This window comes from Lentzea rhizosphaerae, from assembly GCF_042649515.1.
Taxonomy (GTDB): domain Bacteria; phylum Actinomycetota; class Actinomycetes; order Mycobacteriales; family Pseudonocardiaceae; genus Lentzea; species Lentzea aerocolonigenes.
In genome coordinates, this window is record NZ_JBHRZI010000022.1 from 1 (window position 1) to 14168 (window position 14168).

Annotated in this window: 14 protein-coding genes; 6 read left to right on the forward strand and 8 right to left on the reverse strand. The window is 68.3% G+C overall.

Annotation, left to right across the window (positions count from 1 at the left end):
* Nucleotides 1-79: 79 nt before the first annotated feature.
* Nucleotides 80-544 carry a hypothetical protein gene (locus ACFOWZ_RS26420; RefSeq protein WP_382376582.1) on the reverse strand — a complete coding sequence of 155 codons (465 nt, stop codon included), beginning with the start codon at nucleotides 542-544 and terminating at the stop codon, nucleotides 80-82.
* Entirely contained in the window at nucleotides 517-1353 is an 837-nt protein-coding gene (locus tag ACFOWZ_RS26425; protein ID WP_382376583.1) for a DUF1996 domain-containing protein, read from the reverse strand. The genes ACFOWZ_RS26420 and ACFOWZ_RS26425 overlap by 28 nt, the downstream gene beginning before the upstream one ends.
* Nucleotides 1354-1619: 266 nt before the next feature.
* On the opposite strand from ACFOWZ_RS26425, the gene ACFOWZ_RS26430 reads away from it, so the two are divergent.
* Entirely contained in the window at nucleotides 1620-2897 is a 1278-nt protein-coding gene (locus tag ACFOWZ_RS26430; RefSeq protein ID WP_382376584.1) for a discoidin domain-containing protein, read from the forward strand.
* Here the strand turns inward: ACFOWZ_RS26430 and ACFOWZ_RS26435 are convergent.
* On the reverse strand, nucleotides 2881-4809 hold the full coding sequence (locus tag ACFOWZ_RS26435) for an endo-beta-N-acetylglucosaminidase (protein WP_382376585.1): 1929 nt from the start codon (nucleotides 4807-4809) through the stop codon (nucleotides 2881-2883). The two genes, ACFOWZ_RS26430 and ACFOWZ_RS26435, sit on opposite strands and share 17 nt — an antisense overlap.
* 238 nt (nucleotides 4810-5047) lie before the next feature.
* Between ACFOWZ_RS26435 and ACFOWZ_RS26440 the strand changes: the two genes are divergently transcribed.
* Nucleotides 5048-5881: a poly(ethylene terephthalate) hydrolase family protein gene (locus ACFOWZ_RS26440; RefSeq protein WP_382376726.1), complete on the forward strand. Its 834-nt coding sequence runs from the start codon at nucleotides 5048-5050 to the stop codon at nucleotides 5879-5881.
* 45 nt (nucleotides 5882-5926) lie between these two features.
* Here the strand turns inward: ACFOWZ_RS26440 and ACFOWZ_RS26445 are convergent, their stop codons facing one another.
* Entirely contained in the window at nucleotides 5927-6364 is a 438-nt protein-coding gene (locus tag ACFOWZ_RS26445) for a VOC family protein (RefSeq protein ID WP_382376586.1), read from the reverse strand.
* 53 nt (nucleotides 6365-6417) lie between these two features.
* Between ACFOWZ_RS26445 and ACFOWZ_RS26450 the strand changes: the two genes are divergently transcribed.
* Entirely contained in the window at nucleotides 6418-7050 is a 633-nt protein-coding gene (locus tag ACFOWZ_RS26450; RefSeq protein ID WP_382376587.1) for a TetR/AcrR family transcriptional regulator, read from the forward strand.
* Here ACFOWZ_RS26450 and ACFOWZ_RS26455 read toward each other — a convergent pair.
* The 4 genes from ACFOWZ_RS26455 to ACFOWZ_RS26470 all read right to left on the reverse strand — a co-directional run bounded on the left by ACFOWZ_RS26455 (nucleotide 7041) and on the right by ACFOWZ_RS26470 (nucleotide 12047).
* A complete protein-coding gene (locus tag ACFOWZ_RS26455) occupies nucleotides 7041-9560 on the reverse strand; it encodes an ABC transporter permease (RefSeq protein WP_382376588.1) in 2520 nt (839 codons plus the stop codon). The two genes, ACFOWZ_RS26450 and ACFOWZ_RS26455, sit on opposite strands and share 10 nt — an antisense overlap.
* Complete coding sequence (locus ACFOWZ_RS26460; RefSeq protein ID WP_030468697.1) at nucleotides 9553-10308, reverse strand: ABC transporter ATP-binding protein; 756 nt, start codon at nucleotides 10306-10308, stop codon at nucleotides 9553-9555. Before ACFOWZ_RS26460 ends, ACFOWZ_RS26455 begins: the two co-directional genes overlap by 8 nt.
* 220 nt (nucleotides 10309-10528) lie before the next feature.
* The gene (locus tag ACFOWZ_RS26465) at nucleotides 10529-11014 is read right to left on the reverse strand and encodes a hypothetical protein (RefSeq protein ID WP_382376589.1); all 486 of its coding nucleotides are present in this window, start codon (nucleotides 11012-11014) and stop codon (nucleotides 10529-10531) included.
* A 46-nt stretch (nucleotides 11015-11060) separates the two neighbouring features.
* Nucleotides 11061-12047, reverse strand: a complete 987-nt coding sequence (locus ACFOWZ_RS26470; protein ID WP_382376590.1) for an LLM class flavin-dependent oxidoreductase — start codon at nucleotides 12045-12047, stop codon at nucleotides 11061-11063.
* Nucleotides 12048-12076: 29 nt separating this feature from the next.
* Here ACFOWZ_RS26470 and ACFOWZ_RS26475 point away from each other — a divergent pair, with 29 nt between their 5' ends.
* From ACFOWZ_RS26475 to ACFOWZ_RS26485, 3 genes are read left to right on the forward strand one after another with little or no spacing between them, the layout of a single operon-like run.
* Nucleotides 12077-12346, forward strand: coding sequence for a GNAT family N-acetyltransferase (locus tag ACFOWZ_RS26475; RefSeq protein WP_382376591.1), 270 nt, complete (start codon nucleotides 12077-12079; stop codon nucleotides 12344-12346).
* A 32-nt stretch (nucleotides 12347-12378) separates the two neighbouring features.
* Nucleotides 12379-13368 carry an MBL fold metallo-hydrolase gene (locus ACFOWZ_RS26480; protein WP_382376592.1) on the forward strand — a complete coding sequence of 330 codons (990 nt, stop codon included), beginning with the start codon at nucleotides 12379-12381 and terminating at the stop codon, nucleotides 13366-13368.
* Complete coding sequence (locus ACFOWZ_RS26485) at nucleotides 13365-14090, forward strand: lysophospholipid acyltransferase family protein (RefSeq protein WP_382376593.1); 726 nt, start codon at nucleotides 13365-13367, stop codon at nucleotides 14088-14090. The genes ACFOWZ_RS26480 and ACFOWZ_RS26485 overlap by 4 nt, the downstream gene beginning before the upstream one ends.
* The last annotated feature ends 78 nt before the right edge of the window (nucleotides 14091-14168 follow it).

Here is a 14168-nt window from a genome sequence, read left to right on the forward strand (position 1 = left end):
TCGCAATCGTCGCGAAGCGGCGATGACGCAACCAAAGCTCGTCATACAGCCCACGCGGCTGACCGAGGCAAGGTGCAGCTCACTCGGATGCCAGTTCTGCTGTCCGGTGGCGTTCCATCAGCTTGACCACCTCGGCGGTTGGAGGGTGGGTGATTGCGGCGCCTGCTGAGCGCAGGACCTCCAGCGACTCGGTCAGGTGGGCGTGCACGAACTGTTTCAGGGCGTCCGGGTTCGTGGAGGCCAGTTCGATCTCCGCGTCTGTTGGCATGCCTGGCATGTCGTGGCCCGCGTGGTTGTTGACGTAGGGCGCGTCCAGCAGCTTGCGCAGTTCGGCCAGCTCGGTGGTCCTGTTCGACCTCAACATCGGGGCGTCGGTCAGGTCGAGCAGTTTGAGGACCTGTTCGTCGGTGGCGATGGCCAGCTCGACGAACGCTCGTTCTGTTGCGCCGTAACCGGTTTGCGGAGGGGGAGGAGCCTGCTGGCAGGCCGTTAGAAGGCCCGCCAGCAGGAGGACTGTCAGCTGTGGTTGCCGGCGTGGTCGCATTTGATCACCACGTTGATGCAGTTGCGGACGCGGCGTTCCATTTCGGCGCGGGGCCACACGTTGAAGAAGTCGCCGTGCATCGTTCGGCCGTCGCCCGAGGACAGCCTCAGGCCCGCCGTGTTGCCGTTGATCGGGTACCTCAGGACCATGCGCAGTTTTGGTACTGGCACCGGGTGTGAGGACGGGCAGGCGCCTGCCACCGGGTAGGAGAGGTGGGACTTGTGGTCTGCCGAGTCGAGGTCTCGGCCGTTCCAGCACTGCGGGAAGTCGAGGTATGTCTCCAGCATCGTGCCGGCTGGGCATTCCACGAAGTTCTTCGACGGGTTGACGTGGCCCGCGTGCAGGCAGGACCAGCGGGCGATGCTGTCGGCGTCGCCGGTGGCCTTTGCGTTGCCTGCCACGATTTTCAGGCCGTAGGGCGTCGGCTGGATGGCTGCAGGGTTGTTCACGCCCTCGCCGAGGTAGTAGAAGGTCACGCCGGTTGGGGCGATCGCGGTGTTGTTGCGGTACATCGTTGGCACCCAGTACGAGGAGATGTCTGCGGCCGGGTTGCAGTTGCCGGTTTGTCCCTCCAGGGACTGCTGGGTGGAGCGGGCGTTGGTCGAGTGGTTGCCGAAGAAGTCGTGCGAGTGGGAGGCGCCGGCCAGGTTCGGCAGGACGATCGGGTCGTCCGGCAGGCGGTGGCTGATCGGGCACTCTGCCAGGAACTCGGCCACGCGGACCGGTTCTCCTTGGGCTGCAAGGGGAATGTTGAGTGTGGCGGCTATCAGGCCGATGACGGCGGCCAGCTGGAACAAGGGCTTCCTCATTGAAGCTTCCTCTCCGCTGCAGGGGAATGCGGCGGGCAACGGGTGCCCGCGGAAGTGGGAGAGCGCTCTCACGCACGTCGAGCATGGCGGAGGTCGCGTGAGGGCGTCAATCCGCAAGAAACGTTCAGAAGTCCCGGTTTTCTTTGCCGCGGTACCGGATTTCTTGACAGCGCGTGCCGGGGCGTTTGACTCTCGAAGTCGGAGAGCGCTCTCGCTTGCTCGTGTTCCGGCACGAGGTCATCCGGTCTCCGGCCCCAGGAGCATCCATGTCAGGAAGCCTTCAACGCGGAAGATTCCCGCTCGTCGTCGCCGCGGTCCTCGTCGCGTCGCTGATCACGCCGGCGCACGCCGCCGGGGCGCTGCTCTCCCAGAACCGCCCGGTCACGGCGTCCAGCAGTGAGAACGCCGCGTTCTCCGCGGCTGCGGCCGTCGACGGGGATCTGGGCACGCGGTGGTCCAGCGAGTTCCGCGACCCGCAGTGGATTCAGATCGATCTCGGTTCCTCGGCGGAGGTCGACCAGGTGACGCTCGCCTGGGAGACCGCCGCCGCCAGGGCCTACACGCTCAGCATTTCCTCGGACGGCACCAGCTGGCAGGAGCTGCGGCGCACGATGTCCGGGACTGGCGGCACCGAGACGCTCGCGGTCAGCGGCACCGGGCGATACGTGCGCCTCGACCTCACGCAGCGGGCGACCCAGTGGGGGTACTCGTTGTGGGAGTTCCAGGTCTTCGGCACGGGCGGCAACCCGACGCCGGCACCGCCGCTGCCGCCGAACCCCGCGTTCCCCGGCAGGCTGGTGTGGGCGGACGAGTTCAACGCTCCCGCGGGCACCGGGCCGGACGCCTCCAAGTGGCAGCCGGAGATCGGGCCCGGCGTCAACAACGAGCTCCAGTACTACACGAACAACAACAACGCGCGGCACGACGGCAACGGCAACCTGGTGCTGCAAGCGCGCAGGGAGGTCACGCCGGGCAGTGCCTGCCCGCCGGATCCGGTCAGCGGCAGCACGACCTGCCAGTACACCTCGGCGCGACTGAACACCCACGGCAAGTTCACCTTCACCTACGGGAGGGTCGAGGCTCGGATCAAGGTGTCGTCGACGCAGGGGTTGTGGCCCGCGTTCTGGTTGCTGGGCGCGGACTTCTTCGACCAGCGCAGGCCGTGGCCCAACTGCGGCGAGATCGACGTCATGGAGCACGTCGGCAAGGAACCGAACCGGGTGTACTCGACGCTGCACGCCCCGGCGTACTTCGGCGCCGGCGGGCACGGGTCGCCGCTCGACCTCGGGCAGCCGGCGGCGTCGGCGTTCCGGACCTTCGCGGTCGAGTGGGACTCCACCCACATGACGTTCAGCGTGGACGGCGCCAGGTTCTTCACCGTCGACCGGAACGAGCTGGAGACCACGCGCGGACCGTGGGTCTACGACCACCCGTTCTTCATCATCATCAACAACGCGGTCGGCGGCGACTGGCCCGGCCCGCCGGGGGCCGGGACGCAGCTGCCGCAGGACATGGTGCTCGACTACGTCAGGGTGTACCAGTGAGGGCGATGCGCGCGGGCGGTGAGACGTCGAACGCCTCGCTGACGGCCTCGACCTCGATCTGGGCTGTCTCACCGGAGGTCAACGGGATCGCGGGCACGAAGTACGCGTCGTTCGTCGTGCCGCCGAGGAAGATCCGCTCGGAACCGGTCCACTTGTAGACCCGGTACTGCCGGACAGCTCCGGCCGCTCGGGTCCAGGTGAGCCGTGCCGACACCGTGGTGGCGTCGGTGCGGCTCACCTGCTCGACCTGCACGGCGGACGGCGCCGCAGGTGGCGTCATGACGGGGTTGGTGACCCCGATCCGGCCGATCGACGCGGTCACCGGGCCGCCGGGCAGCACCCGCAGCGAGATCTCGGTCAGCGTCGCGCCGGAGTGCTCGCCGAGCGGGAACACGCTGCGCCGCCACGCACCGGAGACACCGCCGAGGTCCAGGACCTTCTCCGCGGTCCCGAACCGCAGCACGGCCTGCAGGCGCGACGGTCCGGTGCCGGTGCGGTGGACGATCTCGAACTGGCTGGCGCCGGTGATCTTCAGCGACGTGGCGAACAGCCGGACGTCGTTGGCGGACAGGGGACTGCCGGTGATCTTCAGCGCCGTGCCGCCGTCGTACGGGTCGTCCCAGTCGAGCGACGGCACGACCTTCGTGCCGGTCCCGGTGACGCTCCAGCGCCACGTCGGCAGGACGTCCTGCAACGACAGGTTGTTCCAGGCCTGCGTCGAGCGCACGGTCCCGTTGACGGCGAACTTCCTGCCGTGCCCGGTGTTGAAGTTCGTCACGAACGGCAGGGAGGTGATCGGCGTCAGCTCGGTGACGTAGTGCGCGACGCCCTTCCACGCGGCTGTGGACGTGGTGTTCGACGGGTCGCCGTTCGGGCCGACCCAGAACCTGTTGTCCCGCGCGTAGAAGTCGGCGGGGCTCGACGCGGACTTGAACGTCCATTCCGGACGGTAGAAGCCGAGGGACGTGGTGTGCGGCTTGCCTTCCGGGAAGACCGAGGCCCAGTCGACGCTCGTGTTGTAGCCGTTCGCCTCGACGTCCACACCGGACGCCAGGTCGTACGGGCTGCGTCCCATCTGCCGAGCCAGCGCCGCCGAGTTCGCGAGACCCTGCGTGCTCCACCAGAAGTTCAGGAACATCTCGTCGGACTGCTCGAAGAACATTCGGTTCCGCGCGGTCAACGCGTTCTGCCACGAGACGCTTCCGGTGTCGGTCATCGCGTCGTACCAGATGACCCGCAGCCCGCTCCTGCGCAGGTAGACGATGAAGTCACGCATGTCCGCGGCGAGCTGGGCGTTGCCGCCGGCGGTCTCCTGGTTGAGGAACCAGCCGTCGAACCCGTAGGACCGAGCGACCTGGATCATCTTGTCCGCCACCGGGAACCGGTCGCCCTCGCGCCGGACGAAGTCGCGGACCCACTGGATCTGGCCGCCGTACGCGGTCGGCGGCAGGAAGACGTTGCCGATCACGCGCACGCCGTTGCGGTGCGCCGCGTCGGTGACGGTCGGGTTCGGCGCCAGGATCAGGCCCTCGGACGCCGACCCGCCCCAGAACACCAGCTCGTCGATGTACTGCCAGTAGTTCGTGGCGTAGTAGTTCATGTCGAGCGAGCCCTGCGCCGGGTTGTTGCTCGTCGGCGCGTAGGCCACCAGCGCCTGCACCCGCGCCTCGCCGGTGTGGGCGTGCGCGTTGGCGGGCCGGGCCGGGACCACCCTGCGGGCCAACGGCACGGTGCTGCGGTTGTACCGGGCGTCCCGATCCGTCGACGGGTCCCAGTCGAGGATGGTCGCCGGGTGCCAGTACGACGCGTACGGCTGGGCGGTGGCGTCAGCGGCGGACGCGGGAGCCTCGGGCAGCAGACTGGTGAGAGCTGCTGTCGAGCTCAGAACGAGGAACTGTCTCCGAGTGGGCACGTGATCACCCTCGTGGGCCGTCCGATTCACCGCATACCGCCGCTGCGGTGACTGGACAGGACGACAACGTCGGAGTCTGCTGCGCTGGGTAACCGGGTGACTTTCCGTCGAACAGCGTCGAAACGTCCCCGTAACCATCCGAGTGGCCGAACCGCGGCGAGGCTACTGGGCGGTAGCGTGTGGCTCGCCGTCGCTTTTGGTTCCCCTGCAACCAATTGAGGTGTACATCGTCGTGCGCATCAAATCTGTGCTTGCGGCGCTCGTTCTGGCGCTGATCCCGGCCACCGTCCCCGCCGTCGCCACCGCGGCGGCCAACCCCTACGAACGCGGCCCCGCACCCACGGCCGCATCTGTCGAGGCCTCCCGTGGCACGTTCGCCGTCACGTCGGCCGCCGTCGCCCGCCAGTCGAACTTCGGCGGCGGCACCGTCTACACACCGACCAGTGATCTCACGTTCGGCGCTGTCGCCATCTCACCGGGCTTCACCGCCACCCAGACGTCCGTCGCGCACTTCGGTCCGCGGCTCGCGTCCTACGGGTTCGTGGTGATCACCATCAACACCCTGTCCGGCTGGGACGACCCCGACAGCCGTGGCCGCCAGCTGCTGGCGGCACTGGACCACGTGGTCCGCACCAACCCGCGCGTCGACGCCTCCCGCCTCGCCGTGATGGGTCACTCGATGGGCGGTGGCGGAGCGTTGCGCGCCGCCGCGTCACGTCCGGCCCTGCAGGCCTCGATCCCGCTGGCCGGCTGGCACACCACCAAGAACTGGTCGACGGTCCAGGTGCCGACCATGGTGCTCGGCGGCCAGAGCGACCCCACCGCACCCAACTCCCAGCACTCGCTGCCGTTCTACACGTCGATGACGGCGGCGCCCGACAAGGCGTTCCTCGAACTGCGCGGCGGAGACCACTCGGATCCGCGCAGTGACAACGTGACCGTTCGCAAGTACACGTTGTCGTGGCTCAAGCGGTTCGTCGACGACGACCTGCGCTACGACCAGTTCCTGTGTCCGGCCCCGGCGCCGAACACGCTCATCTCGGCGTACCGGGACACCTGTCCGCACGCCTGATCCGTGACGGGTGCTGTGCCAGCCCGCGACGGCCTGGCACAGCACTCACGACTCCCTGGTGAACGGACGCGGCAACCCCTCCGGCACCTCCAGCGGCACGGTGTAGAACCGCAGCTCGTGGCCGTCCGGGTCGTGCACGCCGAGGAGAACCCAGCCGACCGGCGTCCTGATGACCCCGCCGTGCTCGACACCGCGTTCGGTCAGGTGTCCCGCGAGCGCCTCGATCGCTTCCTGGCCCGGCACGCCGATGGCGAAGTAGTCGAACCCGGCCGCGGCGGCCGCGCGATCCGGGTTGAGCCGCAACGCGAGCGGCGGTCCACCTCTGGCGTGGTCCAGGGAGACCCCCATCCGCACACCCTGCTCCACGAAGTTGACCATCAGCTCGTAGCCGAGGTTGGTCGTGTACCAGTCCAGCGACTTCTCGAGGTCGGACACCGGCAGTTTGAGGTGGTGGATGCCGTCCAACAACGGTGTGGTGCTCATCGGCGACCCCCTGATTGCAGTGAGACTGCACTTATGCAGTTAGACTGCAACACGTGGCAGAAGACGTCAACAGGGATTTGCGGGCGGCGCGCCGGGCGGACACCGAGGTCCGGATCATCGAGGCGGCCACCGAGCTGTTCGTCGAACGCGGCTACGTCGCCACGACGCTGGCCGACGTGGCGAAACGAGCGGGCGTGGGGGCACGCACGGTGTACGTGCGGTTCGCGACGAAGGCCGCGCTGCTGCAACGCTGCCTGGACGTGGCGATCGCCGGCGACTACCACCGCGTGGCCGTGCCCGACCGCGACTGGTTCCAGCAGGCGATGAACGCGCCTACCGCACCGGAACGCATCGCGCGCATGGCGGGGATCAACAGGCAGCTGATGGACCGCACCGGGTCGTTGCTCCAGGTGGCACAACAGGCCGAAGCGATCGAACCCGAGATCGCCGAACGCGCGCAGGCGGCCCGTGCGATGACGCATCAGGCCATCGGCGGCTTCTTCCGGAAGCTCGCCGCCGACGGCCTGATGCCGGACGAGAACGTGGAGTGGGTCGCGGAGACGGGTGCGGTGCTCGGCCAGGCCGAGACGTACCTGCTGCTCGCCAAGACCACGGGGTGGAGCATCGAGGAGTACGAGTCGTGGCTGGCCGAGACCTGGTCACGACTCGCCGGCACTCACTCGTAGGCGATCGCGTCCAGCACGTTCAGTCGCGCCGCGCGGATCGCGGGCAGGATCGCCGCGATCACACCGACGAACGCGGCCACCACCAGGTACTGGACCATGGTGACCCAGGGGAACCCGATCTCCGAGATGCCCTGGTCCTTCAACGCCTGCACGGTCGCGAGCCCCAGCGCCACGCCGACCGCGAGGCCGAGCACGGCACCGAAGACCGAGATCACCACGGACTCGACGGTGATCATCCGCATCACCTGTGCCCGCCGCATGCCGATGGCCCGCAGCAGACCCAGTTCGCGGGTCCGCTCGATCACCGACAGCGCCAGGGTGTTGATGACGCCGAGGACCGCGATCAGGATCGCCAGCGCCAGCAGGATCTGGATCATCAGCAGGACCGTGTCGAACTGCGAGGTCGTCTGCTTCACGAACCCGCTGCGGTCCTGCACGGTGATCTCCGGGTTGTCCGCGAACAGCGGCTCGACGCGCTTCTGCACGTCCGCCACCGACGTTCCCGGCTTCACCTGGAGGAACGCCTGGCCGATCTGGTCGGACCGGAAGCTCTTGGCCGCGGACTCCGGCAGCACCAGCGCGCCCTGCAGCACCTGCGTCTTGGCCCAGATGAACCCGACCGTGTAGGTCTGCGGCTCGGCCTTGGCCAGTTGCAGGGTCACCGTGCTGCCGACGGACCAGCCCTTCTCGGCCGCGAGGTCCTCCGGCAGCGCGAGCTGGCCGTCCTTGAGCGGTGCGATGTCGCCGAACTTCGGCTTGAGACCGAACATCGTCTTCATCGCGGCCACGTCGGTCGGGGCGATCGCGAACATCTGGTTCTCGCCCTGCAGCACGCCGTCGGAGGCCCAGCCGAACGCCGAGCTCACGCCGTCGGTCTGCTCGACCTTCGTCAGCACGTCCCGCTTGAACGACGCGGGCATGCCCTCCATCTGGCCCTCACCGGAGATGATGAGGTCCGTCTGGATCTGGCCCGCGGCGAGCTTCTCGATCGACTTGGTGGCTGAGGTCAGCACCACGCTCACGCCGGTGATCAGCGAGATGCCGACCATCAGCGCGGCCGCGGTGATCGCGGTCCGGCGCGGGTTGCGCGCGGAGTTCCTGCGGCCCAGCAGGCCTGGCATCGACCACGACAGCAGGCGGCCGATCAGCGACACCATCGGCTTGGACAGCAACGGGGTCAGCAGCGCGACACCGACGAAGGCCACCAGGATGCCGCCGAAGATCAACGGCAGGGACGCCTGGTTGAAGCCGAAGCCCAGCGCCGTGCCGCCCGCGGCCACCACGAGGGCGCCGATGATCGTGATCTTCGTCAGCGGCCGGTCCGGCGTCGCCGCCTCGCGCATCGCCGCGACCGGCGCGATCCGCGACGCCCGCAGCGCCGGCATGACCGCCGCGATCACGGTGACGACGATGCCGACCGCGAACGACGAGATCACCGCCGACATCGGCACGCCGATCCCCGCGAGCTGCAGGTTCGTGCCGCCGACGGAGCTGAAGATCTTCGCCAGCAACGCACCCACGCCGATGCCGGCCCCGAGGCCGATGATCGACGCGATCAGTCCGATCACGAACGCCTCCAGCACCACCGAGCCGATGACCTGGCCGCGCGAGGCACCCATCGACCGCAGCAGCGCGAGCTCACGCGTGCGCTGGGCGACGATGATGGAGAACGTGTTGAGGATGATGAAGATGCCGACGAACAACGCGATGCCGGCGAACCCGAGCAGCACGTAGTTGAAGAACTTCAGGCCCTCGTTGATCTGGTCGGCCTGCTCCTTCGCCAGCGTCGCACCGGTCTTCACGTCGAACTCGGAACCGAGCTTCGCCGCGACGGCGTCCCGCAGAGCGTCGTCGGACGTGCCCTGGGCCGCCGTCACGGTGATCGACGAGAACGCGTCCTTCTTGCCCAGCAACAACTGTTGCGCCACCGGCTCGGTGAACGCCACCGACAGCTCGCCGCCCAGCGACTCGCGGCCGCCCGCGTACTCGTAGATCCCGGTGACCTTGAAGGTCTTCTTGGGCTCCAGCGTGAGCAGCCCGATCTCGTCGCCCACCTTGAACCCGCCGGTCGACGCCAGGTAGGCGCCGAGGACGACCTCGTCGTCGGCGGCGGGTGCCCTGCCGTCGCGGATCTTCTCCTGGCCCGTGCCCGTCCAGTTCGAGCCGAACCGGGGCGCGCCGGACGTGGTGATGACCTTGTTGTTCTTGCCGATCGGCCGCACGGAACCCTGCACGTCGCCGACGGCGGACGCCACGCCGGGCACCGACTTCACGTCGGCGATCGCCTGGGGCGTCAGGGGTTCCGGCTCCTTGCCCTTCTCCTGCTTCGGCGACACCGACACGTCCGTGTTGGCGAAGGCCGAGGAGAACAGGTCGGTGAACGACCGCTGGAGCGTGTCGGTCAGCACGAACGAACCGGACACGAACATCACGCCCAGCACCACCGCGAGCGCGGACAGCACCAGCCGGAGCTTGCGCGACAGCAAGCTCTTGAGAGTCGCCTTAAACATGCGGCACCGCGACCGAGTCGAGGTGCTTCATCGTGTCGAGGACCTCTTCCGCGGACGGCGACAGCAGCTCGCGGACGATCTGGCCGTCCTTGAGGAAGATGACGCGGTCGGCGTACGAAGCGGCGTTCGGGTCGTGCGTGACCATCACGATCGTCTGCCCGAACTCGCGGGCGGACCGCTGCAGGAACCCGAGCACCTCGGCGCCCGACTGCGAGTCCAGGTTTCCGGTCGGCTCGTCCGCGAAGACGACGTCGGGCCGTGAGACGAGCGCACGCGCACACGCCACGCGCTGCTGCTGGCCACCCGAGAGCTGCGTCGGCCGGTGGGTCAGCCTGTCCCTCAGACCCACCGTGTCGACGACGACGTCGAACCACGCCTTGTCGACCTTCTTGCCGCCGATCGCCAGCGGCAGCGTGATGTTCTCCTCGGCGGTCAGCGTCGGCAGCAGGTTGAACTGCTGGAAGATGAAGCCGACCTTGTCGCGCCGCAGGTCGGTGAGACCGCGGTCCTTCAGCCCGGTGACTTTCGTGTCACCGATCCAGACCTCGCCGCCCGTCACGTCGTCGAGGCCCGCGAGGCAGTGCATCAGCGTCGACTTGCCCGACCCCGACGGTCCCATGATCGCCGTGAACCTGGACCGCTCCAGTTCGACGCTCACCCCCGCGAGCGCGGTCACGGCGGCGTCGCCGGACCCATAAGACTTCCACACGTCAACGGCTCTGGCCGCGACTCCATCGGACGCGCTCACCTGTCTGTCCCCTCCTGTGGGTTTCGTGCGCACCATCATCAGCGACACGGACACACCGAAGGGTCAGGTTTCTCACTGAGATGGACCCTGAGATTAACCCCGGTGCCCCCGGCCCGAGCCGCCACGCTGAGAGAACTCTCAGCTGCGCCGCGTGCGCGCGAAGGTGCGTTGGAGGAAACGGTATTTCACCGCTGCCGCAGTGTCTTCAGACTTCGGAGGACTACGCCGTCAACTTCCGTCGCATCGGGACGGTCGGTTCCATCCGCCACGAAACCAGTTCGACGCGGAGGCCTTCCCTCAACGCGTTCTCGGCGAGCCAGTGGTCCACGTCCTCGCGGTAGGCGCGGGCCGGCCGCGGCCAGCGGTCCATCCACTCGACGAACGCCGCGTTGCACGCGATCGGACCGCCAGGCGGCCGCACACCCAGCACGAGCACGGGATCTTCTCCGGCGGTGAGAAGAGCGGCGGTGTCGTGCGCACCACCGAAGAAGATCCGATCCGCACCCAGTTCACGGGCTTTGTCCGCCACCCCGAAGAAAGCCGACCCGCGCCCGTGTGCGCGCACCACGAACTGGTGCGCACGGAAGTCGGTGTCGAGGAACTCGTCGGCGCACGTGCCGTCGTCGGCCAGCACCAGCACGTTCGTGCCGCCGGGGAGTGCCCCGACCTGAGCGAGATGCGTGATGCCGATGACGTTGATGCCCACGACGACGATCCTGCCGAACGAGTGTTAACCCTTGGCAGCGCTCGCGTTAAACAAGTTTCGGAAGCACCTCGGCGCCGAACAGCCGGATGGTCTCGATGACCGACTCGTGCGGCATGCCGCCGATGTCCACCATCACCAGGTGCGTGTCGATGGACAGGTGCTCCGCCAACGCGTTCAGCCGCTGCGCCACCTCCTCCGGCGTCCCGCACACCGCCGAGCCGTCCATGATGGCGTCGACGTCGATGTCGCCGTCCCCGCGCCACGGGTCCGCGAACCGCGCGTACTCGGCCAGGTGCGGCCGCCACCGCTCGCGCGCGTCCTCGTGGGCGACGAACACGTGACTCGGCACGCCGACCCGTCCGCCGGGGAACCGTTCGCGGTAGCGCTGCACGACCTCGTGATAGATCGACGGGTCCCGCAGCGTCGACGGCAGCATCAGCGGCATCTCCAGCTCGGCACCGAGATCCGCCGACACCGCCGAGCCCGACCCGATCCACACCGTCGGCCGCGGCGTCTGCACCGGCCGCGGCGTCGTGGTCACCTCGCTCAGCTGGCCGCGGAACCGCCCGTCCCAGCTCACCGACGGCTCCTCCAGCAGCTTGAGCAGCAACCGCAGGTGCTCCTCGAACCGCGCCCGCAGCTCACCGGGCTGCACGCCGAACGCCGCGTCGGTCTGCTGGTCGACCCCGCGCGCCACGATCAGCTCGGCCCGCCCGTCGGACAGCACGTCGAGCGTCGCGAGCCCCTCGGCCACCAGCACCGGGTCGCGGTGGGCGAGCAGCGTCACGCCCGTGGACAGGCGCAACTCCGACGTCCGTGCCGCCACCGCCGCCAGCAGCAGCTCCGGCGCGGACACGATGTACCTGGTGAAGTGGTGCTCGCCGATCGCGACGCCCGCGAACCCGGCCTCCTCGGCCACGACCGCCTGCTCGACCATCGCCCGCAGCCGGTCGGCCTGCGGCACTTCCTCGCCCGTGCACGGGTTCGGCAGGTGGTCACCCAGGATCAGCAGGTAGACGTCCATGGCCGTCATTTTCCATCCGTCCGGGGCAAGATGGTTGAGTGGTCACCAACAACGAAGCCGAAAGCCGCTACGAGATCCACGTCGACGGCGCGCTCGCCGGGTTCCTCGAGTACCGGACCGTCGGCGGCGTCCTCGCCCTCGTGCACACCGAGGTCGACGACGCCTACGCCGGCCAGGGTCTCGGCGGCAAGCTCGCCAAGTACGCGCTGGACGACGCCATGGCCCGGGATGTCAAGATCTCACCGTTGTGCCCGTTTGTCGCGAAGTACATCGACAAGCACCCGGAATACCGTGTTACCGTCCGGTAATAGTTGTTGTCGCTAACAATGAGGTGGCGAGCGTGTGGAGTGAGCCGGGCGCGTTCGAGGTGGCACCAGGTGTGCACCGCATCCCGCTGCCGTTGCCGAACGACGGGCTGCGCGCGGTCAACGTCTACGCGATCGAGGACGGCGACGGCCTGGTCGTGGTCGACTCGGGCTGGGCGCTCGACGAGGCCCGTGACCAGCTCGAAGCCGCGCTCGGGACGTTGAACAAGGGTTTCGACGACATCCGCCGGTTCCTCGTCACGCACGTGCACCGGGATCACTACACGATGGCGGTGTCGCTGCGCCGGCTCTTCGGCAGCAAGATCGGCCTGGGGCTGGGCGAGCAGCCGTCGTTGCTGCACATGCTGCACGGCCAGGACGACCAGCACGTCGCCGACCTGCGCAAGTGGGGCGCGAGCGAGCTGGCCGAGACGTGGATCAGGATCATGCACCACGTCGACCGCGGCGAGGCCCTGCGCGACTACGAGGAGCCCGACGAGTGGCTCACGGCGTCGACCCTCGACCTCGAACACCGCAGGCTGGAGGTCGTCCCGACCCCTGGTCACACCCGTGGCCACGTCGTGTTCGTCGACCACACCGCGAAGGTCCTGTTCTCCGGCGACCACGTGTTGCCGCACATCACGCCGTCGATCGGTTTCGAGCCGCTCAGGCCAGAACTGCCACTGGGTGACTACATGACGTCGCTCAGGCTTACGCGCGCGTTGCCGGACCTCAAGCTGTTGCCCGCGCACGGCCCGGTGACCGACAGCTCCCACGCCCGCGTCGACGAGCTGTTGCAGTTCCACGAGCAGCGGCTGGAGGAGATTCTCAAGGCCGTCTCGGGCAGTGCGTTCGAGACCGCCCGCAAGATCGGCTGGACCCGCCGCCAGCGCCGGTTCGACGACCTCGACATGTTCAACCAGGTGCTGGCCATCGGCGAGACGGCCGCTCACCTCGACGTTCTGGTCGAACGTGGTGAATTGACCAGAACGGAGAACGCCGGCGTGCTCGAATACCAGACGTGACAAGGCTCGAGCTGGCCGCCTGGACCTGGAAGATGCCCCGTCGCGGCCGGGGCTTCTGGTTCTCACTGGCGATCGACGTGCTGTGGCCGGTCGTCGTGCTGTTCGTCCGGCTGAGGGTGCGGGGCAGGCACCACGTGCCGGGCAACGGCGGTGTGATCCTCGCGTTCAACCACCTCTCCAACTCCGACACCGTCGCGGCCGTCGTGTTCGCGTTGATGTCGAAGCGGGTGCCGCGCGTGCTGGCGAAGGCCTCCCTGTGGCGCACACCGGTCATCGGCTGGGTCATGCGCTCCGGTGGCCACATCCCGGTCGAGCGCGGCACGGTGAAGGCCTCGGAGGCGCTGCGGCCCGCTGTGGAGGCGTTGCAGAACGGCGAGTGCGTGATGGTGTTCCCCGAGGGCACGTTCACCGACGACCCCGACCTCTGGCCGATGAAGGGCAAGTCCGGCGTCGCGCGGATGGCGCTGGAGAGCCGCGTGCCGGTCGTGCCCGTCGCCGAGTGGGGCACGCACGAGCTGTTGCCGAAGGGCACGATCCTGCCGAGGTTGTTGCCGCGCAAGAAGGTCGAGGTGGTCGCTGGGGCGCCGGTCGACCTGTCCGACCTGTACGACCGCGAACTCACGGCCGAGGTGCTGGACGAGGCGACGGCGCGGGTCATGGACGCCATCACGACCATGTTGTCCGGCATACGTTCCGCGCAAACGGGTAGCCAAAAAGCATGACTGCCCCGAATGAAGTTGTGATGAGGCCGGGGGGAGACGGGATGTGGGCGCCCGTGGTCCCCGAACCGCGTGAGCCCC

Coding starts and splice junctions, on each gene's coding strand:
- ACFOWZ_RS26420 (WP_382376582.1), bottom strand. CDS start 544: ATGCGACCACGCCGGCAACCACAGCTGACAGTCCTCCTGCTGGCGGGC.
- ACFOWZ_RS26425 (WP_382376583.1), bottom strand. CDS start 1,353: ATGAGGAAGCCCTTGTTCCAGCTGGCCGCCGTCATCGGCCTGATAGCC.
- ACFOWZ_RS26430 (WP_382376584.1), top strand. CDS start 1,620: ATGTCAGGAAGCCTTCAACGCGGAAGATTCCCGCTCGTCGTCGCCGCG.
- ACFOWZ_RS26445 (WP_382376586.1), bottom strand. CDS start 6,364: ATGAGCACCACACCGTTGTTGGACGGCATCCACCACCTCAAACTGCCG.
- ACFOWZ_RS26455 (WP_382376588.1), bottom strand. CDS start 9,560: ATGTTTAAGGCGACTCTCAAGAGCTTGCTGTCGCGCAAGCTCCGGCTG.
- ACFOWZ_RS26470 (WP_382376590.1), bottom strand. CDS start 12,047: ATGACGGCCATGGACGTCTACCTGCTGATCCTGGGTGACCACCTGCCG.